Origin of the sequence: Kitasatospora albolonga, assembly GCA_002082585.1 — a bacterium.
Classification (GTDB): domain Bacteria; phylum Actinomycetota; class Actinomycetes; order Streptomycetales; family Streptomycetaceae; genus Streptomyces; species Streptomyces stephensoniae.
The window spans coordinates 6,743,722-6,768,512 of the sequence record CP020563.1; the positions used below are offsets into that span (position 1 = coordinate 6,743,722).

18 protein-coding genes are annotated in these 24,791 nt (G+C 71.5%); 10 read left to right on the plus strand and 8 right to left on the minus strand.

Annotated elements, in window-relative coordinates; genetic code table 11:
* The first annotated feature begins 79 nt into the window (after nucleotides 1–79).
* Both B7C62_29690 and B7C62_29695 read left to right on the plus strand, forming a co-directional pair.
* The gene (locus B7C62_29690; protein ID ARF75974.1) at nucleotides 80–1,546 is read left to right on the plus strand and encodes an amino acid permease; all 1,467 of its coding nucleotides are present in this window, start codon (nucleotides 80–82) and stop codon (nucleotides 1,544–1,546) included.
* 102 nt (nucleotides 1,547–1,648) lie between these two features.
* Nucleotides 1,649–2,026: a hypothetical protein gene (locus B7C62_29695; GenBank protein ARF75975.1), complete on the plus strand. Its 378-nt coding sequence runs from the start codon at nucleotides 1,649–1,651 to the stop codon at nucleotides 2,024–2,026.
* Here the strand turns inward: B7C62_29695 and B7C62_29700 are convergent.
* Both B7C62_29700 and B7C62_29705 read right to left on the minus strand, forming a co-directional pair.
* On the minus strand, nucleotides 2,023–2,406 hold the full coding sequence (locus tag B7C62_29700) for an NTP pyrophosphohydrolase (GenBank protein ID ARF75976.1): 384 nt from the start codon (nucleotides 2,404–2,406) through the stop codon (nucleotides 2,023–2,025). The genes B7C62_29695 and B7C62_29700 overlap by 4 nt on opposite strands.
* A gap of 38 nt (nucleotides 2,407–2,444) precedes the next feature.
* Nucleotides 2,445–3,521: a transcriptional regulator gene (locus B7C62_29705; protein ID ARF75977.1), complete on the minus strand. Its 1,077-nt coding sequence runs from the start codon at nucleotides 3,519–3,521 to the stop codon at nucleotides 2,445–2,447.
* A 314-nt stretch (nucleotides 3,522–3,835) separates the two neighbouring features.
* Here B7C62_29705 and B7C62_29710 point away from each other — a divergent pair, with 314 nt between their 5' ends.
* The 7 genes from B7C62_29710 to B7C62_29740 all read left to right on the plus strand — a co-directional run bounded on the left by B7C62_29710 (nucleotide 3,836) and on the right by B7C62_29740 (nucleotide 15,438).
* Nucleotides 3,836–4,951 (plus strand): hypothetical protein, encoded by a 1,116-nt coding sequence (locus tag B7C62_29710; GenBank protein ID ARF75978.1) that lies wholly within the window; start codon nucleotides 3,836–3,838, stop codon nucleotides 4,949–4,951.
* Nucleotides 4,952–5,332: 381 nt separating this feature from the next.
* Entirely contained in the window at nucleotides 5,333–6,964 is a 1,632-nt protein-coding gene (locus B7C62_29715) for a sugar phosphotransferase (protein ID ARF75979.1), read from the plus strand.
* A gap of 15 nt (nucleotides 6,965–6,979) precedes the next feature.
* Nucleotides 6,980–8,602 (plus strand): sugar phosphotransferase, encoded by a 1,623-nt coding sequence (locus tag B7C62_29720; protein ARF75980.1) that lies wholly within the window; start codon nucleotides 6,980–6,982, stop codon nucleotides 8,600–8,602.
* Complete coding sequence (locus tag B7C62_29725) at nucleotides 8,599–10,365, plus strand: sugar phosphotransferase (protein ARF75981.1); 1,767 nt, start codon at nucleotides 8,599–8,601, stop codon at nucleotides 10,363–10,365. Before B7C62_29720 ends, B7C62_29725 begins: the two co-directional genes overlap by 4 nt.
* Entirely contained in the window at nucleotides 10,362–12,458 is a 2,097-nt protein-coding gene (locus B7C62_29730; GenBank protein ARF75982.1) for a glycosyl transferase family 1, read from the plus strand. Before B7C62_29725 ends, B7C62_29730 begins: the two co-directional genes overlap by 4 nt.
* Nucleotides 12,455–14,431 carry a hypothetical protein gene (locus B7C62_29735; GenBank protein ID ARF75983.1) on the plus strand — a complete coding sequence of 659 codons (1,977 nt, stop codon included), beginning with the start codon at nucleotides 12,455–12,457 and terminating at the stop codon, nucleotides 14,429–14,431. The genes B7C62_29730 and B7C62_29735 overlap by 4 nt, the downstream gene beginning before the upstream one ends.
* A 29-nt stretch (nucleotides 14,432–14,460) precedes the next feature.
* Nucleotides 14,461–15,438: a hypothetical protein gene (locus tag B7C62_29740; protein ARF75984.1), complete on the plus strand. Its 978-nt coding sequence runs from the start codon at nucleotides 14,461–14,463 to the stop codon at nucleotides 15,436–15,438.
* 108 nt (nucleotides 15,439–15,546) lie between these two features.
* Here the strand turns inward: B7C62_29740 and B7C62_29745 are convergent, their stop codons facing one another.
* The 5 genes from B7C62_29745 to B7C62_29765 all read right to left on the minus strand — a co-directional run bounded on the left by B7C62_29745 (nucleotide 15,547) and on the right by B7C62_29765 (nucleotide 22,125).
* The gene (locus tag B7C62_29745; GenBank protein ID ARF75985.1) at nucleotides 15,547–17,676 is read right to left on the minus strand and encodes a 3-hydroxyacyl-CoA dehydrogenase; all 2,130 of its coding nucleotides are present in this window, start codon (nucleotides 17,674–17,676) and stop codon (nucleotides 15,547–15,549) included.
* Nucleotides 17,673–18,899 (minus strand): acetyl-CoA acetyltransferase, encoded by a 1,227-nt coding sequence (locus B7C62_29750; GenBank protein ID ARF75986.1) that lies wholly within the window; start codon nucleotides 18,897–18,899, stop codon nucleotides 17,673–17,675. The genes B7C62_29745 and B7C62_29750 overlap by 4 nt, the downstream gene beginning before the upstream one ends.
* 304 nt (nucleotides 18,900–19,203) lie before the next feature.
* The gene (locus tag B7C62_29755; GenBank protein ID ARF75987.1) at nucleotides 19,204–20,478 is read right to left on the minus strand and encodes a ribonuclease D; all 1,275 of its coding nucleotides are present in this window, start codon (nucleotides 20,476–20,478) and stop codon (nucleotides 19,204–19,206) included.
* A 113-nt stretch (nucleotides 20,479–20,591) separates the two neighbouring features.
* The gene (locus B7C62_29760) at nucleotides 20,592–21,254 is read right to left on the minus strand and encodes a DNA-binding response regulator (GenBank protein ID ARF75988.1); all 663 of its coding nucleotides are present in this window, start codon (nucleotides 21,252–21,254) and stop codon (nucleotides 20,592–20,594) included.
* A gap of 211 nt (nucleotides 21,255–21,465) precedes the next feature.
* A complete protein-coding gene (locus B7C62_29765; protein ID ARF75989.1) occupies nucleotides 21,466–22,125 on the minus strand; it encodes a hypothetical protein in 660 nt (219 codons plus the stop codon).
* Nucleotides 22,126–22,217: 92 nt separating this feature from the next.
* Between B7C62_29765 and B7C62_29770 the strand changes: the two genes are divergently transcribed.
* On the plus strand, nucleotides 22,218–23,315 hold the full coding sequence (locus B7C62_29770; protein ID ARF75990.1) for a uroporphyrinogen decarboxylase: 1,098 nt from the start codon (nucleotides 22,218–22,220) through the stop codon (nucleotides 23,313–23,315).
* 32 nt (nucleotides 23,316–23,347) lie between these two features.
* Here B7C62_29770 and B7C62_29775 read toward each other — a convergent pair whose 3' ends face one another.
* Nucleotides 23,348–24,736, minus strand: a complete 1,389-nt coding sequence (locus B7C62_29775) for a flavoprotein oxidoreductase (GenBank protein ARF75991.1) — start codon at nucleotides 24,734–24,736, stop codon at nucleotides 23,348–23,350.
* Between the last annotated feature and the right edge of the window lie 55 nt (nucleotides 24,737–24,791).

Genomic DNA, 24,791 nt, shown 5'->3' on the forward strand with positions numbered 1-24,791 from the left:
GTCCCCATCATGGCGTTCACAACGAGTGCGTGGAGGTACGCAGGTGAGCGCGCAGGTCACACCACCCCGCGGAAAAGGAATGTTCCGCACGAAATCGGTCGAACAGTCGATCCTTGACACCGAGGAGCCCGAGCACGCGCTCAAGAAGTCCCTCTCCGCCCTGGACCTCACGGTCTTCGGTGTGGGGGTCATCATCGGCACGGGCATCTTCGTCCTGACGGGCAAGGTCGCCAAGGAGACGGCGGGCCCGGCGACCGCCATCGCGTTTGTGGTCGCGGGTGTCGTCTGCGCGCTGGCCGCGCTCTGTTACGCCGAATTCGCCTCCACCGTCCCGGTGGCGGGCTCCGCGTACACCTTCTCGTACGCGTCCCTGGGCGAGCTGGTGGCCTGGATCATCGGCTGGGACCTGGTGCTGGAGTTCGCGCTCGGCACGGCGGTGGTCGCGGTCGGCTGGTCCGGCTACGTCCGCTCACTGATGGACAACGTCAACTGGACGATGCCCGAAGTGCTCTCCGGCCCCGATGCGGCGGAAGGGTTCGGCTTCGACCTGCTGGCCTTCATCCTGGTGCTGATCCTGACGGTCATCCTGGTCGTCGGCATGAAGCTCTCCGCCCGGGTCACCGCGGTCGTGGTGGCGATCAAGCTGGGTGTCGTCCTCATCGTCATCATCGCGGGCCTCTTCTTCATCAAGGCCGACAACTACAAGCCCTTCATCCCCCCGGCCGAGCAGCAGGCCACCGGCTCCGGCTGGGACGCCCCGATGGTCCAGCTGATCTTCGGCTACGAGCCCACCAACTTCGGCATCATGGGTATCTTCACGGCCGCCTCCATCGTCTTCTTCGCCTTCATCGGCTTCGACGTGGTGGCCACGGCGGCCGAGGAGACCAAGCTGCCGCAGCGCGACATGCCGCGCGGCATCCTCGGCTCGCTCATCATCTGCACGGTGCTCTACGTGGCGGTCTCGATCGTGGTCACCGGCATGCAGCACTACAGCGAACTCTCCGTCAGCGCCCCGCTCGCCGACGCCTTCAAGGCCGTCGGGCACCCGGTCTACGCGGGTGTGATCAGCTTCGGCGCCGCCGTCGGCCTCACCACCGTCTGCATGATCCTGCTGCTCGGCCAGACCCGTGTCTTCTTCGCGATGAGCCGTGACGGACTGCTCCCGCGCTTCTTCTCCCGGACGCACCCGCGCTTCAAGACCCCGTACCGCCCGACGATCCTGCTCGGTGTGGTGATCGCGATCATCGCCGGGTTCACGAGCATCGACGAGCTGGCCACCCTGGTGAACATCGGCACGCTCTTCGCCTTCGTCGTCGTCGCCCTCGGCGTCCTGGTCCTGCGCCGCACCCGCCCCGACCTGCCCCGCGCCTTCCGCACCCCGTGGGTGCCGCTCCTGCCGATCGCCTCGGTGGCGGCCTCGGTCTGGCTGATGCTCAACCTGCCTGCGGAGACCTGGGCGCGGTTCGCGGGCTGGATGGCGCTCGGCGTGCTGGTCTACTTCCTGTACGGGCGCTCCCACAGCCGACTGGGCAGGGAAGGCCGCTAGCCGGGGGGCGTACGCCCGTACGTGCCGCGTACGGGCGCACGCCCCTGGGGGGCTCCGACCGGGGATACTGGAGAGGAAGCCTGCGGGCGGGATCGGGGGGCGGTGCCGATGATGTTCGGTCACGGGGACGAGTGGTGGGTGATGCTGGTCGTCCCGGTGTTCCTGTGGGTCCCCTTCGGGCCCCTCGTCATGGCGGGCCTGGGCGTGTGGTGCGCGCTGCGGCCCGGCCGCCGGACCCGGCTGTGGTCGGTGCTGCTGCCCCTGCTGCCCGTCACGGTCTCCGCGATCCTGGTGACCCTTCCCCTGGAGAGTTGGGGCCGCCCCGGCCACCTGCGCGACGTCGTCCACTACGTCCTCGTGTACATCGGGGCCCTCACGGTGCTGCCCTGGTTGCTCGGCCACGGCATCACCCGCCTCACCCGCACCGTACGCGCCCGCCGGACCCCGCTGGTCCGGCATGATTCGAACGAGTCGGCCTAGGGCCGTACGGTACGGGGCCCCACGCACCGGGCCCCGTACGCCTCGACCCGCTGCCGCAGTCCCCGGTCGGCGGTGACCACGACGCACTCGCGCTCCGGCGCGGCGGCGGCCACCAGCTCGGCGATCAGGTCGTCACCGCTGCCGGGGGCCGGGGCGACCTCGACACCGGCCACGGAGGCGACACCCCGGGCGGCTCCCTCGACGACGAGCACGATCCCGACCGGACCCGGCACCCCCGGCAGCCCGTCCGCCGCGTACGGGACGAGCGAGTCCCGCAGCCGCTCCGCCGCCCCGCGCCGGTCCCGCCACCACCCGTCGGGCACGGACCCGACCACATTGGCCCCGTCCACGATCACCAGTACCGCCGCGTCCTCACTCATCCCGGCAGGGTGCCACGGCGCGGCGGGGCGGCGGGCCGTCAGCCGCCGGTGGCGGGGGACTTCTTCGCTTCCTCGGGGATCGTGGTGTCCTCGCGGATCGCCTTCCACAGCTGACCGGCCTGCGGCTCGGCGGCGACCACGCGGTTCGGGTCGATCCTGTCGTACGCCACCGGCAGCATGATGGTCTCCATGGAGGCCGGGTCGACGCCGTTCATCGAGCGGGCGAACTCCGCCAGCGAGGTGAGCGAGGCGAGCCCCGAGTCGGTGGTGAGTGCCTTGGTGGCCGAGTTGGCGATCTTGTACGAGCTCGCCGGACTGCCCAGCAGGTCCTGCGACTTGACCTCGCTCAGCAGGGCGATCAGGAACTGCTGCTGGAGCCCGATGCGGCCGAGGTCGCTGCCGTCGCCGATGCCGTGCCGGGTCCGTACGTAGGCGAGGGACTCGGTGCCGTCCAGTTTCTGCGGCCCGGCGGTGAGGTTCAGCCCGGACGCCTTGTCGTTGATGTCCTGCGGTACGTCGACGGTGACCCCGCCGATGGCGTCGACCAGGTCCTTGAACCCGGCGAAGTCGATCTCCAGGTAGTGGTCGATGCGGACGCCGGACATCTTCTCCACCGTCTTCACCACACAGGCCGGACCCGCCTGCGCGTAGACGGAGTTGAACATGACGCGCTCCTTGGCGGGCAGGTCCGCCCCGCCGCCCGTGGCGCACTCGGGCCGGGTCACCAGCGTGTCGCGCGGTATGGAGACGGCGACGGCCTTCGACCGGCCCTCGGGTATGTGCACCACCAGCGCGGTGTCGGAGCGGGCACCGCCGACCTTCCCGCCGCCGCCCAGCTCCTCGTTCTCCGCCCCGGCCCGCGAGTCCGAGCCCAGGACCAGCAGGTTCTGCCCGCTGGTGGGGAGCTTCTCGGGGCGGTCCTCGCCGAGCGCCTTGTTGATATCGACGCCTGTGATGTTGCCGTCGAGCCTGCTGTAGAGCCAGTAGGCGGTGCCGCCCGCGGCCAGCAGCAGGACCAGGAGAACGATGAGCGTGATCTTGAGGCCGCGCCGCTTGCGGGGCTTGGCGGCCCGCCGGGAGGCGCGGGGGCCCGGAGACATGACGTCGTTGCTCATCCTGTTTCGAGTCCCTCGGTCTCGCGGCCCCGTGGGGCTGTGGCGGGTGGACTCGGGTGGGGGGAGGAGCCGGTCCGGCAGTCGTGGTCCGTAGAACTATAGACAATGCATCGAGCATCCGTGCGAGTCCCGCGTGACGAGGCACGGGGGTGCCGACTGTCCAGGGCGGGCCGACCGGCTCCGCGGAGGAACCCGCATGTGAACCCTGTGGGACAAAAGGCTGAATCTATGATGGGCTCGCCCCTCCCCGAAGGGCAGGCCGTCGGACGGCCTTCCGAGCCGGGCCGAGAATCACCAGAAGGCGACCTCACACTATGCCGGTCAGATCCGCACGCTCCGCACGGAGTTCCGCTTCCCTGCCGAGCGGCTCCGGAAGCCAGGGCGGCCATTCCGCCGACGCCACGGCCGACGGGCGATGGCTGCTGCGTGGGTCGGGCGGGCGGCTCGCCGCCTACGCGTGGAACCGGGAAGGGCTGCTCCGCTGGACCGAGGACCGGCCGGGCGGCTCCGCGTGGTCGGGGCCCGACTTCTTTCCGGTGCCCGATCTGACGCACCTCTTCATCACGCAGGGGGCCGACGGCTATGCGCACTTCATAGGCCGCCGCTCGGTGCCGAAGCCGGACGGCCCTCCGGCCGTGGACCTGGTCCACGCGATCCAGTACCAGTCGGGGCGTCCGCTCACCGCCTGGCGCTCGCTCGGCAATCCGCACAAGGACCGGGACAAGGCCGCGCGGCTCGGGGTGCCGACGGGCGCGGTCGACGAGGCGGGCACCCTGCACATCCTGGTGCGCAACGCCGGGCGGGGCCTGATGCTCCGCCGCGAGGACAAGAGCGGCAAGTGGGAGGGGTGGCGGGACCTGAAGGGCAGCATGTTCCAGGACACGCCCGCCGTGATGGCCGCGGCCTCCGGCCGGATCGAGGTCCTGATCCCGGGGGAGGAGGGCGCGGGCCGCTGGGTGCAGTCCGAGCCGGGAGAGGTCCCGGAGCGCACGGAGGACATTCCGGTGGCCATCGTTCCCGGCAGCGCGGTCGCCCTGGAGACCGCCCCGGACCGGGCCACCTACTACTGGACCGACCCGGCGTCCGGCTCGCTCGTCGCCCACCGCCCGGGCGGCTGGGTGATTCCGCTGGGCGGTTCCCCGGCGGGGCCGGTCGCGGCGATGCGCGCGATGCTCGGCGACTACGACTGCACGGTCCTGGCGCACGGCGACTCCGAGGGCAACGTCATGCTGGCGGCCTGCGGGACCGAGAACGAGAGCGCCGGCCTGTGGTGGTCGCCCACCGGCGAACGCGGCACGGGCACTCCGGGCCTGGCGCTGGACGCCTACGGGAGGGTCGTCATCGCCGCACTGGCCCCCGACGGGAGCATCCGGGTGGCCCGCCAGAACGACGAGCCGGGGCTCGCCATGGGGCCTTCGGTCCGTATCTGAAACCGGCGAAGGGGGCCTCACCGGGACCGGTGAGGCCCCCTTCGCCGTTCACCGGTCGCACCTGCGGAGACGTCGGACTTCACGGAAACCGGTGATCGCCTTGAAGCCCTGAACGCATCCGTCCGTTTAGCTTCATATTTCTGCAACAGATGGCTCACTTCTGGGCCCGTGTTGACATTAAACGTATGGACGGTGAAGATGTGCCTGACCTGTGAAGGTTTATTGTTCATGTGAACGTAGTCGCTTGTTTCCGCGGAACGAATCCACGGAAACGGGCCGGGGGCAGCACGGGCGGACCGGTTCTCACGGCCGGTCCGCTGGGGGAGAACGGGGAATCATGGCTGTGCAGAGGCACCGGTCGGTCCTGGCGAGGCACAACGCGTGACCACTATCCCCAACCCCGCCGCGTTCGCGGCGAGGGGCACCGCCGTGCCCGGCGCGCCCATCGGCATCCCGGCGCAGCCGCGCAACGACACCCCGGCCCCGGCCCCGGAGGCCGACACGGGCGACGACGTCTACGTCATACGGGCCCTGACACCGCTGGCCGCCCGCGAGGCCAACCGCTCCGCGGTCACCGCGCTGCTGGACACGGCCGGCATCCCGCACTTCGCCGTACGCGGCACCTCGGACCACGGCACGGTCGTCGCCGTGGCGGAGGACGACCGCGAACGGGTGCTCAACGTCATCTTCCGGGGCCTGGGCCAGTACCCCGGCCACATCAGCACCGTGCGGACCGACCAGGTGCGTCCGGCGCGACCGCTCTCCTCCCGCGACGCCAGGGCCTGGCGGGACGTCAGGACGGCCGCCGCCCTCCAGGTGAGCTGGACCCGCGCCGACCCCGGCCGTCATCTGCTGCTCGGTCATGAGTACGGCTGCGCCATCGAGTTCTGGCGCAGGCAGGGCAGCCACCTCGTGGCGCCCCGGGCGAACCGCGTCACCTGGGCCGTGTCCGGGCAGGGCGCCAACGTGTTCGGCGCCGCCCGCCTGTTCAGCCGCTTCATCTCGGACTGGACCGCCCCCGGCTCCGCGCCCCCGCTGGCCACCCGCCCGGAGTTCCTGGTCGAGCTGGCCGACGAGATCACCTTCCCCGTGGACGCCGTGTACACCTGGGTCGACGGGAACGACCCCGCCTGGCAGCAGCGCAAGGCGTCGGCCAAGGGTGAGGTGTACCACGCCGAGTCGGCGAGCGACGCCCGCTTCATCAGCCGGGACGAGCTGCGCTACTCGGTGCGCTCCCTGCATCTCTTCGCGCCGTGGATACGCACGATCTACATAGCGACCGACGACCAGGTGCCCGCCTGGATGCGGGAGGACGTCCCGGGCATCCAGGTGGTGAGCCATCGCGAGATCTTCCGCGACCCCACCGACCTGCCGACCTTCAACTCGCACTCGATCGAGAGCCAGCTGCATCACATCGAGGGGCTTTCCGAACACTTCCTGTACTTCAACGACGACATGTTCATCGGCCGTCCGGTGACGCCGTACTCCTTTTTCACCCCCGGCGGGGTCGCGCGGTATTTCCCCTCCCGCAACCGCATCCCGCAGGGCCCGGTCGTCGAGACCGACACACCGGTCGACGCGGCCTGCAAGAACAACAGGGCGCTTCTTCTCGAACGCTTCGGCCGGGTCATCACCCAGCCCATGGAGCACATTCCCTACGCATTGCGGCGCAGCGCGATCGAGGAGGCCGAACGGGATTTCCCGAAGGCATGGGCCCGTACCTCGGCCAGCAGATTCCGGGCGATGACCGATCTGTCACCCACCTCGTCCTTCGCGGTCTACTACGCGGCCCTCACCGGCCGCGCCCAGCCGTCCTCGATGCCCTTCACCTACCTGCAGCTCGCCGTACCCGATCTCGCCGACCGGCTCCAGAGACTGCTCGACGGGCGCAACCAGGATTCCTTCTGTCTCAACGACGCCTTCTCCACCCCGGAGGACATCGAGGCCCAGCAGGAGATCCTCGACGGATTCCTCAACGGCTACTTCCCCACCCCCAGCCCCTACGAGCGATGAAACGGAGTTCCTGACGTGGCCCGCCCACCAGCACTGAGCTCCGCCGCTCAGGTGTACCGCCGTATCGTCCCGCTGCCGGTACGGTCCGTCGCGGCCAGCCGGGTGACTCCCGGCGTCCGCCGGAAGATGAAGCGCGGAGTGGTCCGCACCCTCGACCGGCGCGAGGCGCGCCTGCACCGGCGTGCCCTGCGGCGCATCCGCAAGTCCGACTTCCGGGGAGCCTCCGAGCGCCGGGTCACAGCCCCCGACGGGCGGATCGCCCACGTCCACAGCGGCCTCACCGCGGACCTCGCCAGGCGGCTGGACCACGATCTGATCGCACACGCGCTCGACCGGGCGGGCATTCCGTGGTTCGTCGTGCCCGCCCTCGACGACCGGCGGATCTGCTTCGCCGTGGAGCAGCAGGACAAGGGACAGATCCGCCGGGTCCTGCGGGCGCTGCTGGAGGAGCACACCGGTTACGTGGTCTCGGTCTCTCCGGCCAACAACGACACCAGGACCGTGCCGGGCAGCCATGTGAAGGCATGGAAGCACTACGGCAAGGCCAAGGTGTTCCGCATCACCTGGCTGCGCACCGACCCCACGCAGAACCTGTGGATCGGGGACGACCAGGGCGTGGAGATCGAGTTCTGGACCGTCAACAACGCGCTGCCCGTCGAACGCCTCATCGGGCCGCGCCCCAACCGCGTCCAGCGGGCGGTGCCCCGTGACGCCCCCGGTGTCGAGATCGGTTTCGAACGGCTCTCGGGCTACTCGGACATCGACGGCGACATGGACCCGACCGTCACCCTGGAGAACTTCGACATCCCGCGGCTGGAGGAGATCACCTTCCCCGTGGACGCCGTCCTCCCCTGGCGCAACGACACCCCCTGGGGCGAGGAGCTCCTCCGCGCCGCGCTGCGCTCCCTGCACCAGTACGCCCCCTGGGTCGACGTCGTACACATCCTGGAACAGGCCCCGGCGCCCCGCTGGCTGCGCTCCGGCGAGCATCTGTCGGTGATCCCGGCGGGGCCGGAGGCCGAGGCATGGCTGCACCAGCTGCCCGACCTCTCGGACCGGTTCCTCCTGCTGCGCCCCGGCGCCCTGTTCGGCCGGCCGGTGCGCCCCTTCGACTACTTCAGCCCGCACGGCGGCACCCGGCCGCGCCGGGGCCCGTGGACGGCCCAGGAGTCCTTCGCCCCCTGGACGGCGACGGCCTACTCCGCCACCGGCCGGGCGGTCGGGCACGGCTACGCGCCGGGCCCCCAGCCCTACACCCGCTCCGCCCTCATCGAGCTGGCCGCCTCGGGGTTCGTCCCGGAGGAGGCCCCCGACGGGCAGCTGGCGCCCGTACTGCCGTGCACCCACCCGGCCGACGGTGTGACCCACCACTTCGCCCGTACGGCGGGGCTCGCCGACCCCGCGGGCGAGGCGACCGTCGCGCTCCACGCGGCACTGCCTGGCATCCAGCGCCATCTGGACCGGCTCCTGGTACGCCGGGACACCCAGCAGATACAGCTGTTCGGGCTGGGCGCTGACGCCTCCCTGGGCCGTGGCGGCACCGAGGCCGTCATCTCCTTCCTGCACCGCTACTTCCCCGTCGCGAGCCCGTTCGAGTTCGAGCCGGGGGCATCAGAGGACCCGGACAAACGCACGTGACCATCGGCAATCCCGAAGCTTCCGCCGCCGTCGGGATCTATCGCACCCTCGTACCGACCTCCCTCAGACGTAGCGTCGCCCGCCGCGTACCGGTCCGGCTCCGCGCGGCCCTCAAGGGGGCGCTGCGCCGGACGCACCACCTCACCGTGGTCGTCCGCGCCGTCCGGGCGGCCCGCGCGCGGCGCCGCTGGCCCCAGCTGTTCGGCGCGCAGGAGCGGCTGGCGGTGCTCGCCGCGCGCGGTGCGCAGATAGCGCTCGTACGCCCCACCGTCTCCCCGCTCGGCCTGCGCGAGGCCAACCTGGAGCTGGTGGTGTCCTTCCTGGAGCGGTCGGGCATCGACTACTTCGCGATCCGGGGCCAGTCCGACTTCCGCTCCACCCTCGCCGTCGCCGGGCGCGACAGGGCACGCGTCACCGAGATGCTGGCCCGCACCCGGGACGCCGGACCGGTCTACGCGGTCGCCTGCCGGGGGGAGTCGGTCCAGGGGCGCCCCGCCCTGTGCGGATCGGCCCGCGCGCGGCGGATCGCCGGTGAGGCCGCGGTCCTGCGGCTCGGCATGGTGTGGAGCGATCCGGGCAACACCCTGGTGCTGGGTCTGGAGTACGGCTGCGACCTGGAGTTCTGGGAGACGGACGAGGACGGCCGGCTGGTCGCGCCCCGCCCCAACCGCGTCACCGAGGACGTCTCGCCGACGGAGGAGCGGGTCAGCGTGCCCGTCAGCAGGCTCACCGGGTTCGCCGCCCTGCACACCCGCCGGACCCGCTCGGTGCGGACCATCGCCGCCTGCGCCGAACCGCTGCCCGAGGACGTCCGCTTCCCCATCGACGTCGTCTACACCTGGGTGGACGGCTCGGACCAGGAGTGGCAGCGCCGCCGCGGAGCCTTCAACGAGAGCGGATACCACGCCGAGGCCGCCAACGCGGCGCGCTACATCAGCCGGGACGAACTGCGCTACTCCCTGCGGGCGCTGGAGCAGAACGCGCCATGGGTCCGCCATGTCTACCTGGTGACCGACCGGCAGCGGCCGCACTGGCTCAACCCGCGGAGCCCCCGTATCACCGTGGTCGACCACGCCGAACTCTTCGCGGACCCCCAGGCGCTGCCGACCTTCAACTCCCACGCGATCGAGAGCCAGCTCCACCACATCGACGGGCTGTCCGAGCACTTCCTCTACTTCAACGACGACATGTTCCTCGGCTGCCCGGTGACCCCGCGCGACTTCTTCCTGTCCAACGGGATGACCCGTACGTTCTTCTCGCCCTCCCAGGTCCCCCGCTGGGAACTCACCGGCGGCGACCGACCGGTGGACGCGGCCGGGAAGAACAACCGCAGACTCCTCCTGGAGAACTTCGGCTCCGCCATCGTCCAGAAGCTGCGCCACGCCCCCTACGCCCTGCGCCGCAGCGTGCTGTACGAGATCGAGCACGAGTTCGCCGAAGCGCACCGGGAGACGACGTACAGCCGCTTCCGCAGCCCCACGGACATCTCCATCCCGTCCTCGCTCTACCACTACTACGCGTACTTCACGGCCCGCGCGGTGCCCTCGGAGATCGGTTTCGCCTACCTGGACCTGGCGAAGCCCGAGATCGCGCGGCGCCTGGGCATCCTCCTGGCCCGGCGCGACCGGCAGGCGTTCTGCATCAACGACACCCTGTCGGACACCTTCGACGTCGGACGGCAGGCGGCCATGCTCAGCGACTTCCTCCGGGCCTACTACCCCGTACCCAGCCCCTTCGAGCGGAAGGACGCAGGCGTCCGATGAAGATCTCCTTCCTGATCAACAACATCTACGGCATCGGCGGCACCAACCGCACCGTCATCAACCTGGCGGAAGCCCTGGCGGTCCACCACGAGGTGGAGATCGTCTCCGTCTTCCGGCGCATGAGCACCCCCAAGTTCGGGATCTCGCCCCGCATCAGGGTCCGCGCCCTGGTCGACCTGCGCTCCGGCTCCGCCGACCGCGACGCGCCCGGGACCGACGAGCCGAGCGAAGTGGTGCCGCGCCAGGAGGAGTTCTACGCCCAGTACAACCGGTTCACCGACCGCCGGATCATCGACGACCTGGCGGAGACCGATGCCGACGTCGTCATCGGCACCCGGCCCAGCCTCAACCTCTTCGTGGCCTCCTACACCCGGGACTCCGCCCTCCGTGTCGCCCAGGAACACATGACGCACCTGGCGATTCCGCCCGCGGTCCGGGCCGAGATGGCCCGGGTCTACCCGCGCCTGGACGCCGTCACCACGGTCACGGAGGCCGACGCCCGGTCCTTCCTGGAGAACACCCCGGTCCCCGGCATCCCCGTGGTGGGCATCCCCAACAGCGTGCCGAAGCCCGCCGTGCCACCGGCCGACGGCTCCAGCAAGGTCGTGGTCAGCGCGGGCCGTATGCACCACATCAAGCGGTACGACCTCCTCATCCGCGCCTTCGGCACGGTCGCCGAGGAGTTCCCGGACTGGCAGCTGCGCATCTACGGCGACGGCGGCGAGGCGGCCAAGCTGCGCGGCCTGGTCACCGAGCTCGGACTCACCGGCCGCGCCCTCCTCATGGGCGGCTTCTCGCCGATCGAGTCGGAGTGGGTCAAGGGCTCGATCGCCGCCGTCACCTCCAGCGCGGAGTCCTTCGGCATGACCCTGGTCGAAGCCATGCGGTGCGGGCTGCCCGTCGTCTCGACGGACTGCCCGGTGGGGCCGAGGGAGATCCTCCGGGACGGTGAGGACGGCCTCCTCGTGCCCACCGGAGACGCCTCCGCGATCGCCTCGGGGCTGCGCCTCCTCATGGCCGACGGCAACCTGCGCCGGACCATGGGAGAGGCCGCACTGCGCAACTCCGCCCGCTACGACCCGGACGTGGTCGCCGCCCGCTATGTCGAGCTCTTCGAGGACGCCGCCCGCCGCCGCTCCTCCGGGGACCGCGGCTACCGCCCGCCCGCGCCCTCCCGGGCCGGTGGCCGGGCGCAGCAGACCGTTCCGCCGGTCTCCGTGCGAGCGGCCACCGTCGACGTCACGACCGACGAGGCGGGCCGGCTGCGCTTCACCGCCGAGGGACCCCACGACGGCAGACACCGCTGGCAGTTCGTGCTGCGCCACAGCGCCTCCCGCGCCGCCGCCCTGCCGGACATGGAGCTGCCCACCGCCCGCGACCCGCGGGACAACGGCGGAACGCGCTACTCCGCGGAGCTCGCCCCCTCGGCCCTCGACGAGCTCGGTGACGGCCGGTGGAAGGTCACCATGCGCTCGGCCAAGGGGGAGAACGTCCACATGAAGGCGGGCATCCGGGACACCAGGTCCCTGATCGACGCCCGCGCCCGGCTCATGGCCTGGCCCACCGGCGCCCCCGTCGGCTGGAACCTGCCCTACGCGCAGCCGAACGGCCGGCTGATGCTGCGTACGGTGCTGCGCCCCGAACACGTCGAGGCGACCTCCGTCGAGCTGCACGAGTCCGGCATCACCGTCACCGGCGTGCTGTGCGGCGAGCGGGAGATCAGGCCCGGCGCCCGCTTCGTCGTCAGCCGACGCGGCCTGCACATGGTCAACCACACCGTCCCGGTCCAGGTGCTGAGCAGCAGGGCCTTCCGCGTCGAGGTGCCCATCCGGTACGCGGTCGACCACCGGCTGGAGCGCTGGGAGGACTGGGACTGGTGGCTGCAACCGCACCCCGACCAGTGGAAGAAGACCCGTGTGTGCCGTGTGCTCGAAGACTTCCCCGACGTCAAGAGCGCGTACCCCTACCCGCCCGTGCCCCTCGCCGGGGATGAACAGTCGGACTACGCCATGGTCCATCCGGCACGACCGGTGTGGGTGCGCCCCTACTGCTCGGTGTCCGGAGGCATGGCGATGAATGTGGTGGACCGATGAACCGAGTGAAGCGTTCCCTTCTGCACATCGTCGCGCACCAGGACGACGACCTGTACTTCATGAACCCCGACCTGGTCCGCTCCCTCCAGGAGGGGAACGCCGTCACGACCGTGGTGGTGACCGCAGGTGAGGGCGACGGTATCAACGTCGACACCGACGACCCCCAGCGCGCCTCCCACCAGCCGGACTTCGTCGGCTACAGCACCGCGCGGGGCTGCGGTCTGCGCTCCGCGTACGCCCGGATGGCGACCGGCGACCGCACCAGCCCGTGGCACCGGGAACCGGTCCAGTTGGCCCCCGGCTTCACCGTGGAACGCTTCACCCTGCTGGCGCGGGACACCGTGCGGATGTACTTCTGCCAGCTGCATATGGGCGCTCCCGTGATGGGCGGCCAGCGTACCCGGCTGCACCAGCTGTGGGCGGGAGACGTGCGGTCGCAGGCCACGCTGCCGGTGCTGGGCTCCACGGTCCACGAAGTGCAGCACGTCTCCCGCGAGCAGCTCATCGTCGGTCTGACGGCGCTGCTCGACGAGGTCCGGCCCACCGTGGTGCGGGCCATGGACCCCGACCCCGAGCACGACGGCGGCAAGGAGGGGTTCGTGATGTCCGACCATCTCGACCACACCTCCGTCACCCAGTTCGCCCTCGCCGCCCTGGCACGCCACCGGGACGCGGGCCACGCCCCGGTGGTCGAGCACTACCGGGCGTACGCCAACCGCTTCTGGGGCCGCAACATGGACGCGGTGGCCGCGGCGGAGAAGGCCGAGTACCTCGCCACGTACGCCGGTCTGGACGCCACGCACTGCCCGCAGGGGACCTGTGAGCGGTGCGGCGACCGGCAGCTGGGCCGCGACCCCTACCGCAGTACGCACATGATGAGCACCGCCTACCGCTACTCGCCCGCCGCGAACTGGCTGCGGCTGGGCCCCGGCGGCCGGCTGAACGCCTTCGCGGTCCTCGGCGGGCGGCTCGCCTTCTGGACGGAGACGGGCCCCGCCTCCGGTGTGTGGCGGGGGCCCTTCATCCTCGGCGACGGCTGGATATCGCCCACGCTCGCGGTGACGGGAGCGCCGGGCGGTCCGGCCGAACTCCTGGGCCTGCGCCGCACCATGGTGGCCGGGGGCAGCGTCACCGTGGAGATCGTCCACACGGTGCAGGACCCCGACGGCAACGGCTTCGACGGCTGGCAGTCCCTGGAGAACCCGGACTGGCTCCACAGCGACGGACGGCGCCAGCGGGAGCTGGGGGTGCCGTCGGCCGCGGTCGACGGTGCGGGCCGCCTCCATGTCTTCGCCAGGAACTTCGCCCAGGGCATCAGCATGCGCCGCCGGAACGAGAACGGCGTATGGGACCCCTGGGAGGACCTCGGCGGTTCCTTCGTGCAGGACGCGGGCATGGCCCTGACCACCGAGCACGGCACGGTGGAGCTGTACGTTCCGGGCAAGAACACCGTGCACCGCTGGCACCAGACCTTCCTGGGCGGCCCCTTCGTCGAGGACTCCACGCTGAAGACCGGCAAGGTCGCGACCGGCGGCATCACCGCGGTGGACTCGGGCGGCGGCCGGACCTGCCTCTACTACCGGCAGGCCGACACCCAGCAGGTCATGGCCTACCGGCAGCACGAGAACGGCAACTGGCCCGGCGGCGGCGCCGGTCTGGGCACCAGCGGCGGAACGGGTGCCGTGGCGGCCCTGTGGGCTCCCGAGAGGGGCGCGCGCGAAGCCTTCCTGGCCCATCGCAGCGCCGGCGGACGGCTCGCCGCCTCCATGCCGGTGGCCGACAAGGACGCGTCGGGCACCCACTGGCGGGAGACGGGCGGGATGTTCGCCCAGGCACCGTCCATCGCGTACGACGCCGCGGGAGCCGTCGTCGTGGCGGTCCTCGGCACGGACGGCAGGCTCTGCCTCCGCCGCCAGCTGTCGCCGGTGGTGGGCAGCCCGCTCGGTCCCGCCTACCTGGCGGACCCGGCCTGACCGGTGCGCACGGTGACGGGGAGCGGCGGATGAGGCGACGGCCGGGCCGGGCCGGAGCGGCCGCCGCCGCGATCCTGACGGCCGCGGCGGCCCTCGTCCTCGCGGTGCTCGTACGCGAGAGCCCCGAGGAGCCTTCCGGGCCCTCCGAAATCCGGGTCCTGCACTACAACCTCTGCGGAGCGGCCGCCGTGTGCCCCTGGAACTCCGGCGGGTCCGGTCCCGGCACCTCCGTCGAGCGCGTGGTGAAGGAGGCGTCCTCCTTCGGACCCGATCTCGTCACCCTCAACGAGGTCTGCGCGACCCAGTACGAGGCGCTTCTGAAGCAGTTGGAGGAGGTGGGCCTGCGGATGCACGGAACGTACGCCTCGTCGCAGGACAACGTCCCCAACTGCGGCCCCACGGGCGAGTTCGGCACCGCGGTCCTCAGCCGCGCGCCCATCGAGCCCGAGGAACCGGACTACCTGCGCTTCACCCGTACCGGGGACGAGACCTACACGAACGGCGGCCGGACCGTATCCGTCCGCCGGGGGCTGCTGTGCGCTCCGACCCTCGTCGCCGGTGAGCCCCTGCTCGCGTGCACCGCGCACACCTACGCCAGGGCCCCCGAGCAGCTGCGGGAGATCCGGGACCGGCTGGCGGAGGACGCCGTTCCGGCGGGAACCCCCGTCCTGCTCGCCGGAGACCTGAACCTCCAGCCGAACGAGCCCGCGCTGGGGTACCTCTACGCCCACCCGGCGGGGGACGGCGACCGGCCGACCGGACGGTTCCTGGAGGGCGACGAGACGGACAGGAAGTGGTTCTCCCAGGGGTCCACCGGGGGAGTGGTGTGCACCGGCAGCGAGCCGGAGCGGTGCCGCAACGGCGAGCCCACGGCCGCCGACCGGAAGATCGACTATGTCTTCGCCGACACCCGGCACTTCTCCGGCGGCCACAGCGACGCGAGGGTGTTCGAGGAGTCGGACCACGCGATGCTGACGGCCGTCTTCACCCGCAGGCCGAAAGGCTGACCCGGAGCCCGGAGCCCGGAGCCCGGGACCGGGGACCGGGAACGACGGCGGGCCGCACAGGATTGCTCCTGTGCGGCCCGTCCCACCCCTGCTGTTCCTGCCGTACGGCTACGCGGGCACGCTCGCCACGCCCCGCTCCAGGAACGTCTTGCCGTTGACGCGCTCCGAGACGCCCTCACGGTCCAGGTACGGCGTGATGCCGCCCAGGTGGAAGGGCCAGCCCGCGCCGGTGATCAGGCACAGGTCGATGTCCTGGGCCTCGGCGACGACGCCCTCCTCCAGCATCAGGCCGATCTCCTGCGCCACCGCGTCGAGCACGCGGTCGCGGGTCTGCTCCTCGGTGAGGACGGTGTCGCCCTGCTTGAGGAGCGCGGCGACCTCGGGGTCGAGGACCGGCGCACCGGAGTCGTAGACGTAGAAGCCGCGCTTGCCGGCCTTGACGACCGCCGCCAGGTTCTCGGAAACGGTGAAGCGCTCCGGGAAGGCGCGGTTCAGGGTCTCGGAGACGTGCAGGCCGATGGCCGGGCCGACCAGCTCCAGAAGGACCAGCGGGGACATCGGCAGGCCGAGCGGCTCGACGGCCTTCTCCGCGACCTCGACCGGGGTGCCCTCGTCGATGACGTTCTGGATCTCGCCCATGAAGCGGGTGAGGATGCGGTTGACGACGAACGCCGGGGCGTCCTTCACCAGCACCGCGGTCTTCTTCAGCTTGCGGGCCACACCGAACGCGGTCGCCAGCGAGGCGTCGTCGGTCTGCTCGCCGCGCACGATCTCCAGCAGCGGGAGGATCGCGACCGGGTTGAAGAAGTGGAAGCCGACGACCCGCTCGGGGTTCTTCAGCTTCGACGCCATCTCGGTCACCGAGAGCGAGGAGGTGTTGGTGGCGAGGATCGCGTGCGCCGGGGCGACCGCCTCGACCTCCGCGAACACCTGCTGCTTGACGCCGATCTCCTCGAAGACGGCCTCGATGATGAAGTCCGCGTCCGCGAACCCCTCGGCCTTGTCGAGGACACCGGAGACCAGGCCCTTGAGACGGTTGGCCTTGTCCTGGTTGATGCGGCCCTTGCCGAGCAGCTTCTCGATCTCGGCGTGGACGTAGCCCACACCCTTGTCCACGCGCTCCTGGTCGATGTCCGTGAGGACGACCGGGACCTCCAGGCGGCGCAGGAACAGCAGCGCCAGCTGCGAGGCCATCAGACCGGCGCCGACGACACCGACCTTGGTGACCGGGCGGGCCAGGTTCTTGTCCGGGGCACCGGCCGGGCGCTTGGCACGCTTCTGGACCAGGTTGAAGGCGTAGATGCCGCTGCGCAGCTCGCCGCCCATGATCAGGTCCGCGAGGGCCTGGTCCTCGGCGTCGAAACCGGCGGAGAGGTCGCCGTCCTTGGCCGCCGCGATGATGTCGAGCGCGCGGTACGCGGCCGGGGCCGCGCCGTGCACCTTGGAGTCCGCGATGGCCCGGCCGCGCGCGACGGCCGCGTCCCAGGCGTCGCCGCGGTCGATCTCCGCGCGCTGAGGCGTGACCGAGCCCTTGAGCACGTTCGCGGTCCACACCAGGGACTGCTCCAGGAAGTCCGCGCCCTCGAAGATCGCGTCCGCGATGCCGAGGTCGAAGACCTGCTTGCCCTTGAGCTGACGGTTCTGGTTGAGCGAGTTCTCGATGATCACCGAGACCGCGCGGTCCGCGCCGATCAGGTTCGGCAGCAGCGCGCAGCCGCCCCAGCCGGGGACCAGGCCGAGGAAGACCTCGGGCAGCGAGAACGCCGGGATGGCGGTGGAGACGGTGCGGTAGGTGCAGTGCAGACCGACCTCGACACCGCCGCCCATCGCCGCGCCGTTGTAGTACGCGAACGTCGGGACCGCGAGGCCGGAGAGGCGGCGGAAGACGTCGTGGCCGCCCTTGCCGATGGCGAGCGCGTCCTCGTGGCGGCCGAGGAGCTCGACGCCCTTGAGGTCGGCGCCGACGGCGAAGATGAACGGCTTGCCGGTGATGCCGACACCGGTGATGGTGCCGTCGGCGGCCTCCTTCTCGACCTGGTCGATCGCGGCGTTCAGGTTCGCCAGCGACTGCGGTCCGAAGGTGGTCGGCTTGGTGTGGTCCAGGCCGTTGTCCAGCGTGATCAGCGCGAACCGCCCGGCGCCGTACGGCAGATCCAGGTGGCGTACGTGCGCCTGCGTGACGACCTCGTCGGGGAACAGCTCGGCCGCACCCTTCAGAAGCTCAGTGGTGGTGCTCACTTGTCGCCTCCGTCAGCGTTGAAGTGCGGGTTCTCCCAGATGACCGTGGCGCCCATGCCGAAGCCGACGCACATCGTCGTCAGGCCGTAGCGCACCTCGGGCTGCTCCTCGAACTGCCGGGCCAGCTGCGTCATGAGCCGGACACCGGAGGAGGCCAGCGGGTGACCGTACGCGATGGCGCCGCCGTACTGGTTGACGCGGGCGTCGTCGTCGGCGATGCCGTAGTGCTCCAGGAAGGCGAGCACCTGCACGGCGAACGCCTCGTTGATCTCGAAGAGACCGATGTCGTCGATGGTCAGACCGGCCTGGGCCAGCGCCTTCTCGGTCGCCGGGATCGGGCCGTAGCCCATGACCTCCGGCTCGACGCCCGCGAAGGCGTACGAGACCAGGCGCATCTTGACCGGGAGGCCCAGCTCGCGGGCGACGTCCTCGGCGGCGAGCAGCGAGGCGGTGGCGCCGTCGTTGAGACCCGCGGCGTTACCGGCCGTCACCCGGCCGTGGGCGCGGAACGGGGTCTTCAGACCCGCCAGCGACTCCATCGTGGTGCCCGGGCGCATCGGCTCGTCGGCGGTGACCAGGCCCCAGCCCGTCTCGCCCGCCTCGGCGTTGGTGCGGCGCACCGATACCGGTACCAGGTCCTGCTGGATCTTGCCGTTGGCGTACGCCTTGGCGGCCTTCTCCTGCGAGCGCACCGCGTAGGCGTCGGCGCGCTCCTTGGTGATCGTGGGGTAGCGGTCGTGCAGGTTCTCCGCCGTCATGCCCATGAACAGGGCGGACTCGTCGACCAGCTTCTCCGACACGAACCGCGGGTTCGGGTCGACGCCCTCACCCATCGGGTGGCGGCCCATGTGCTCGACGCCACCGGCCACGACGACGTCGTACGCGCCGAAGGCGATGGAACCGGCCGTCGAGGTGACGGCGGTCAGCGCGCCCGCGCACATGCGGTCGATCGAGTAGCCGGGGACGGACTGCGGCAGACCGGCCAGGATTCCGGCGGTACGGCCGAGGGTGAGGCCCTGGTCGCCGATCTGAGTGGTCGCGGCGATGGCGACCTCGTCGATCTTCTTGGGGTCCAGGTCCGGGTTGCGGCGCAGCAGCTCCCGGATGGCCTTCACGACGAGATCGTCGGCGCGGGTCTCGTGGTAGATGCCCTTCGGGCCCGCCTTGCCGAACGGGGTGCGGACGCCGTCGACGAAGACGACGTCCCGGATGGTACGAGGCACGATGGCTCTCCTCCAGGGTGCGGGATGGCACTGCTGCGGGGCACGCCCGTGGGGCGCGCCGCCTGCCCTCATGCTACTTGCGGGTAACCAGACTGCCCACCCCTCGTGGCCGGAGCGTCGAAGGTCACATCGCCCGGGTGCCCGTACGGGCGTGCGTCAGGCGGAGGAAGCGGCTCCGAACCTGGCGTGATTTCGACCATCGGTTCGGTCCGCGAACAGGGCTCGCGGAGGAGCCGAACGGTTCCGGACAACGGAAAACCCCCGGCCGGTGACCGGGGGTGTCCGAGGAGTGAGGGGGGTCGGCTCAGGCGCTGGTGTCGAGTGCCCGGACCAGCAGCGGGCCGACCTGGGTGATCTGCCAGTGCCGGGCCCCGTACGCCGCGAGCGTGTCCTCCACCGCGCTCGGCGTCAGGATCTTCGGCGGCTCCCAGCAGACCCGGCGCACGGTGTCCGGGGTGATCAGGTTCTCCTGGGGCATGTGGAGCCGCTCGGCCAGCTCGGAGACGGCCGTACGGGCGGCCGAGAGCCGGGCCGCCGCCGCCGGGTCCTTGTCGGCCCAGGAGCGCGGGGGCGGCGGCCCGGCCGGCTGCTGGCCCGGCTGCGGCAGCTCCGACTCCGGCAGCGCCTTGGCCCGCTCCACCGCCGCCTGCCACTGCTCCAGCTGACGGCGGCCCATCCGGTGGCCGAATCCCGGCAGGGCGCTCAGCGCCGTGACGTTGGCGGGCAGCGCGAGGGCGGCCTCCACGATCGCGGCGTCGCCCAGCACCTTGCCGGGGGAGATGTCACGCCGCTGGGCCACCTGGTCCCGGGCGTTCCACAGCTCGCGGACGACCGCCATCTGACGGCGCCTGCGGACCTTGTGCATGCCCGAGGTGCGGCGCCAGGGGTCCTTGCGCGGCGGGGCGGGCGGCGCCGAGGCGATGGCCTCGAACTCCTCCCGGGCCCATTCCAGCTTCCCCTGCCGCTCCAGCTCCTCCTCCAGCGCGTCGCGCAGGTCGATCAGGAGCTCCACGTCGAGCGCGGCGTAGCGCAGCCAGGGCTCGGGCAGCGGGCGGGTGGACCAGTCGACCGCGGAGTGGCCCTTCTCCAGGGCGTAACCGAGGACGTTCTCGACCATGGCGCCGAGGCCGACGCGCGGGAAGCCCGCGAGGCGTCCGGCCAGCTCCGTGTCGAAGAGCGAGGTGGGGGCCATGCCTATGTCCCGCAGACAGGGCAGGTCCTGGGTGGCGGCGTGCAGAATCCACTCGGAGCCGGACAGGGCGGTGGACAGGCCCGAGAGGTCGGGGCAGCCGACCGGGTCGACCAGGGCGCTGCCCGCGCCGTCACGGCGCAGCTGTACGAGGTAGGCGCGCTGGCCGTAGCGGTAGCCGGAGGCGCGCTCGGCGTCGACGGCCACCGGTCCGGTGCCGCGGGCGAAGGCCGCGATCACCCGGGCGAGGGCGTCGTCGGAGGCCACCACCGGGGGAATGCCCTCGCGCGGTTCGAGCAAGGGGATCGGCGCCGGGGCGACGTCGTCCGGGGGAGCGCCCCCGGTGGTTCGCAGTGAACTGTCTGCTGCGGTCTCTTGGGCGTCGGTCACACGTCAAGGGTATCTGTGTATACGCGCCACCCGTCGACGGAACGTTCCGTCGACGGGTGGCCATGCGCGTATTCCAGCCGGAGCCGCATCGGTGCACGTCCGGCGGGGTGGGATCAGTGGATGATGCCCGTCCGCAGGGCGACGGCGACCATTCCGGCGCGGTCTCCGGTGCCGAGCTTGCGGGCGATGCGGGCGAGGTGGGACTTGACGGTCAGGGCGGAGAGGCCCATCGAGACGCCGATGGCCTTGTTGGACTGGCCTTCGGCGACCAGGCGGAGCACCTCCACCTCGCGGCCGGACAGTTCGCGGTAGCCGCCCGGGTGGCTCGGGGAGCCGGGGGGCCGGCGGTGCATCCGGGCGGCGTTGGCGCCGATGGGGGCGACGCCGGGGCGGGTGGGGTGGCCGATGTTGGTTCGGGTGCCGGTGACGACGTACCCCTTCACGCCGCCCGCGAGGGCGTTGCGAACGGCGCCGATGTCGTCGGCGGCGGAGAGGGCGAGACCGTTCGGCCAGCCTGCGGCGCGGGTCTCGGACAGCAGGGTCAGCCCGGAACCGTCGGGCAGGTGGACGTCGGCAATGCAGATGTCGCGCGGGTTGCCGACGCGGGGACGTGCCTCCGCGATGGACGACGCCTCGATGACGTCACGTACTCCGAGGGCCCACAGATGGCGGGTGACGGTGGAACGGACGCGCGGGTCGGCCACGACGACCATGGCCGTCGGCTTGTTCGGGCGGTAGGCGACCAGGCTTGCGGGCTGCTCAAGGAGAACGGACACCAGGCCTCCTGGGGGGAGTGGCGGGACGGGGCCGGCTCGGGGATGAAGCCGGGGCGAACCGTGCTTGAAGGGTCATTGACCTCTTCGGCAGCAGACCCGTCCTCCTTTAGAGGAAGATCACGATTTAGTGAGTAACAATTCGGGCAAATAGGACGCGCGATCGATTGTACGAAAAGAGAGTCGGCGTGTGTGCGAAACGGGTGACGTTCTGTTACGAAACCTGCGGACCGCGCCGCTGCGGCAGGGTCACCACCGCCGCGTCCGCCGGGTCCGACGGCGGCAGCCCCGCGATCTGACAGAGCAGATCACCCCAGGCCATCAGGTGCGACGCCGCGTCCGGCGCCCCGCTCCGCCCCTCGCGCGGCGTCCACGAGGCCCGGATCTCGATCTGGGTCGCCGGACGGCGCGCGGAGAGCGCACCGAAGTAGTGCGATCCGGCGCGTGTCACCGTCCCCCCGGCTTCCCCGTACGACAATCCGCGCGCGTCCAGCGCCCCGGTCAGCCAGGACCAGCACACCTCCGGCAGCAGCGGATCGGCGGCCATCTCCGGCTCCAGCTCCGCCCGCACCAGCGTCACCAGCCGGAAGGCGCCCTGCCAGGCGTCGTGCCCCGCCGGATCGTGCAGCAGGACCAGTCGGCCGTCCGCGAGGTCGTCCTCGCCGTCGACCACCGCCGCCTCCAGGGCGAACGCGTGGGGCGCCAGGCGCTGCGGCGGGCGCGTGGCCTCCACCTCCAGCTCCGGACGGAGCCGCGCGGAACGCAACGCCTCGACCGCCGTACGGAACGCGGGCGGGACCGGAGGACCCTCCGCACCGCCCTTGCCGTCAGCGCCATCGGAATGATCGGAGAACTGTCCCTGAGCCGGAGCCATGCCGGGAAGAGTAGGCGGAACGCGGGCCTCGCGCAGGGACAGACACCCGTGCGGCGCCGGGCTCCTTCGCCGTGCGTGCGAAGATTTGGTGCGTGAGTGCCAACGAACGCCCTTCGGGCCAGCAGACGACGACCGCCGCCAGCCACGACACCGCCCGGAGCGCCACCCACGATTCCGCGTTCCTCAAGGCATGCCGGCGCGAACCCGTGCCGCACACGCCGGTCTGGTTCATGCGGCAGGCGGGGCGCTCGCTGCCCGAGTACCTGAAGGTCCGCGAGGGCATCGCGATGCTCGACTCCTGCATGATGCCGGAGCTGGTCACCGAGATCACGCTCCAGCCCGTACGCCGCCACAAGGTCGACGCCGCGATCTACTTCAGCGACATCGTCGTCCCCCTGAAGGCCATCGGCATCGACCTCGACATCAAGCCCGGCGTCGGCCCCGTCATCGCCGAGCCGATCCGCACCCGCGCCGACCTGGCCCGGCTGCGCGACCTGACCCCCGAGGACGTCCCGTACGTCACCGAGGCCATCGGGATGCTCACCGCCGAGCTCGGCGCCACCCCGCTCATCGGCTTCGCCGGGGCCCCGTTCACCCTCGCCAGCTACCTGGTGGAGGGCGGCCCCTCGCGCAGCCACGAGCGCACCAAGGCCATGATGTACGGCGACCCGCAGCTCTGGGCCGACCTCGTGGACCGGCTCGCGGAGATCACCGGCGCCTTCCTCAAGGTCCAGATCGAGGCGGGCGCCTCCGCCGTCCAGCTCTTCGACTCCTGGGTCGGCGCGCTGGCCCCCGCCGACTACCGCCGCTCGGTGCTCCCCGCCTCCGCGAAGGTCTTCGACGCCGTCGCCCCGTACGGCGTCCCCCGCATCCACTTCGGCGTCGGCACCGGCGAGCTCCTCGGCCTGCTGGGCGAGGCCGGGGCGGACGTCGTCGGCGTCGACTGGCGCGTCCCGCTGGACGAGGCCGCCCGCCGCGTCGGCCCCGGCAAGGCGCTCCAGGGCAACCTGGACCCGGCCGTCCTCTTCGCGCCCACCCCGGCCGTCGAGGCCAAGACCCGCGAGGTGCTGGACGCCGCCGCCGGTCTGGAGGGCCACATCTTCAACCTGGGCCACGGCGTCATGCCGTCGATGGACCCGGACGCGCTGACCCGCCTCGTGGGTTACGTCCACGAGCAGACCGCGCGCTGAGGCAGCGGGGCCCCGGGGCGTGGGAGAGCAGGTCAGCTCCCCGCGCCCCGCACGGCCGCCACCGTCTTGCGGGCCGCCACCAGCACCGGGTCCCAGACCGGCGAGAACGGCGGGGCGTAGCCCAGGTCCAGCGCCGTCATCTGCTCCACCGTCATCCCGGCCGTCAGCGCCACCGCCGCCACGTCCACGCGCTTCGCCGACCCCTCGCGGCCCACGATCTGCACCCCGAGCAGCCGCCCCGTACGGTGCTCCGCGATCATCTTCACCGTCATCGGCCTCGCCCCCGGGTAGTACCCCGCGCGCTGCGTCGACTCGATGGTCGCCGTGACATAGCGCAGCCCGACGGCCCGGGCGTCCTTCTCCCGCAGCCCGGTCCGGGCGATCTCCAGGTCGCAGACCTTGCTCACCGCCGTACCGACGACGCCCGGGAACGTGCCGTAGCCGCCGCCGACGTTGGAACCGATCACCTGGCCGTGCTTGTTGGCGTGCGTGCCCAGCGCGATGTGGCGGGTCCGGCCCGCCACCAGGTCCAGGACCTCCACGCAGTCGCCGCCCGCCCAGATGTTCTCGTGGCCCACCGCCCGCATCGCCAGGTCCGTGAGGATGCCGCCGTGCGGCCCCACCGTGAGCCCCGCCTCCCGGGCCAGCCCCGCCTCCGGCTCGACGCCGATGCCGAGCACTACCACGTCCGCCGGGTAGCTCCGCTCCTCCGTCGCCACTTCGCGCACCCGGCCGTCCGGACCCGTGCGGATCTCGGTCACCGCCGCGCCGTTGACCGTGGTGATCCCGAGCCCGTCCATCGCCTCGTGGACGAGCTTCCCCATGTCCGGGTCGAGCGTCGCCATCGGCTGCTCGCCCCGGTTGAGGACGGTCACCTCGAACCCGTGCTTCAGCATCGCCTCGGCCATCTCGACGCCGATGTACCCGGCGCCCACCACGACCGCCCGCCGTCGCTTCCCGGAGTCCAGGGCGTCCAGCGAGTCCAGCAGCGCCTGCCCGTCGCCCAGGGTCTGCACCCCGTGCACCCCCGGTGCGCCGATGCCGGGCAGCGAGGGGCGGACCGGCCGGGCCCCGGTGGCGATGACCAGCTTGTCGAACCCCGTCCAGTAGGCGTCCCCGCTCTCCCGGTCCACCGCCCGCACCCGCTGCCCGGCCACGTCGATCTCCGTGACCTCGGTGCGCATCCGCAGGTCGATGTCCCGCTCGCGGTGCTCCTCGGGGGTACGGGCGATGAGGTCGTCCCGGTGCTTCACGTCCCCGCTCACCCAGTACGGGATGCCGCAGGCGGAGTACGAGGTGAATGCGGTCCGCTCGAAGGCGACGATCTCCAGCTCGTCCGCCCCCTTCAGCCTGCGGGCCTGCGACGCGGCGGACATGCCCGCCGCGTCGCCGCCGATGACCACGAGTCGCTCCGCTGCCATTGTCCGGGTCCCTTTCGCCGTACGAGCCGTAGCCGCACACGCGGTACGAGCCGCC

What these genes read in the sequence shown, in the direction of transcription:
- B7C62_29700 (ARF75976.1), bottom strand. Translation starts at nt 2,406, where the DNA reads ATGAGTGAGGACGCGGCGGTACTGGTGATCGTGGACGGGGCCAATGTG.
- B7C62_29775 (ARF75991.1), bottom strand. Translation starts at nt 24,736, where the DNA reads ATGGCAGCGGAGCGACTCGTGGTCATCGGCGGCGACGCGGCGGGCATG.
- B7C62_29710 (ARF75978.1), top strand. Translation starts at nt 3,836, where the DNA reads ATGCCGGTCAGATCCGCACGCTCCGCACGGAGTTCCGCTTCCCTGCCG.
- B7C62_29740 (ARF75984.1), top strand. Translation starts at nt 14,461, where the DNA reads ATGAGGCGACGGCCGGGCCGGGCCGGAGCGGCCGCCGCCGCGATCCTG.
- B7C62_29765 (ARF75989.1), bottom strand. Translation starts at nt 22,125, where the DNA reads ATGGCTCCGGCTCAGGGACAGTTCTCCGATCATTCCGATGGCGCTGAC.
- B7C62_29735 (ARF75983.1), top strand. Translation starts at nt 12,455, where the DNA reads ATGAACCGAGTGAAGCGTTCCCTTCTGCACATCGTCGCGCACCAGGAC.
- B7C62_29730 (ARF75982.1), top strand. Translation starts at nt 10,362, where the DNA reads ATGAAGATCTCCTTCCTGATCAACAACATCTACGGCATCGGCGGCACC.
- B7C62_29705 (ARF75977.1), bottom strand. Translation starts at nt 3,521, where the DNA reads ATGAGCAACGACGTCATGTCTCCGGGCCCCCGCGCCTCCCGGCGGGCC.
- B7C62_29690 (ARF75974.1), top strand. Translation starts at nt 80, where the DNA reads ATGTTCCGCACGAAATCGGTCGAACAGTCGATCCTTGACACCGAGGAG.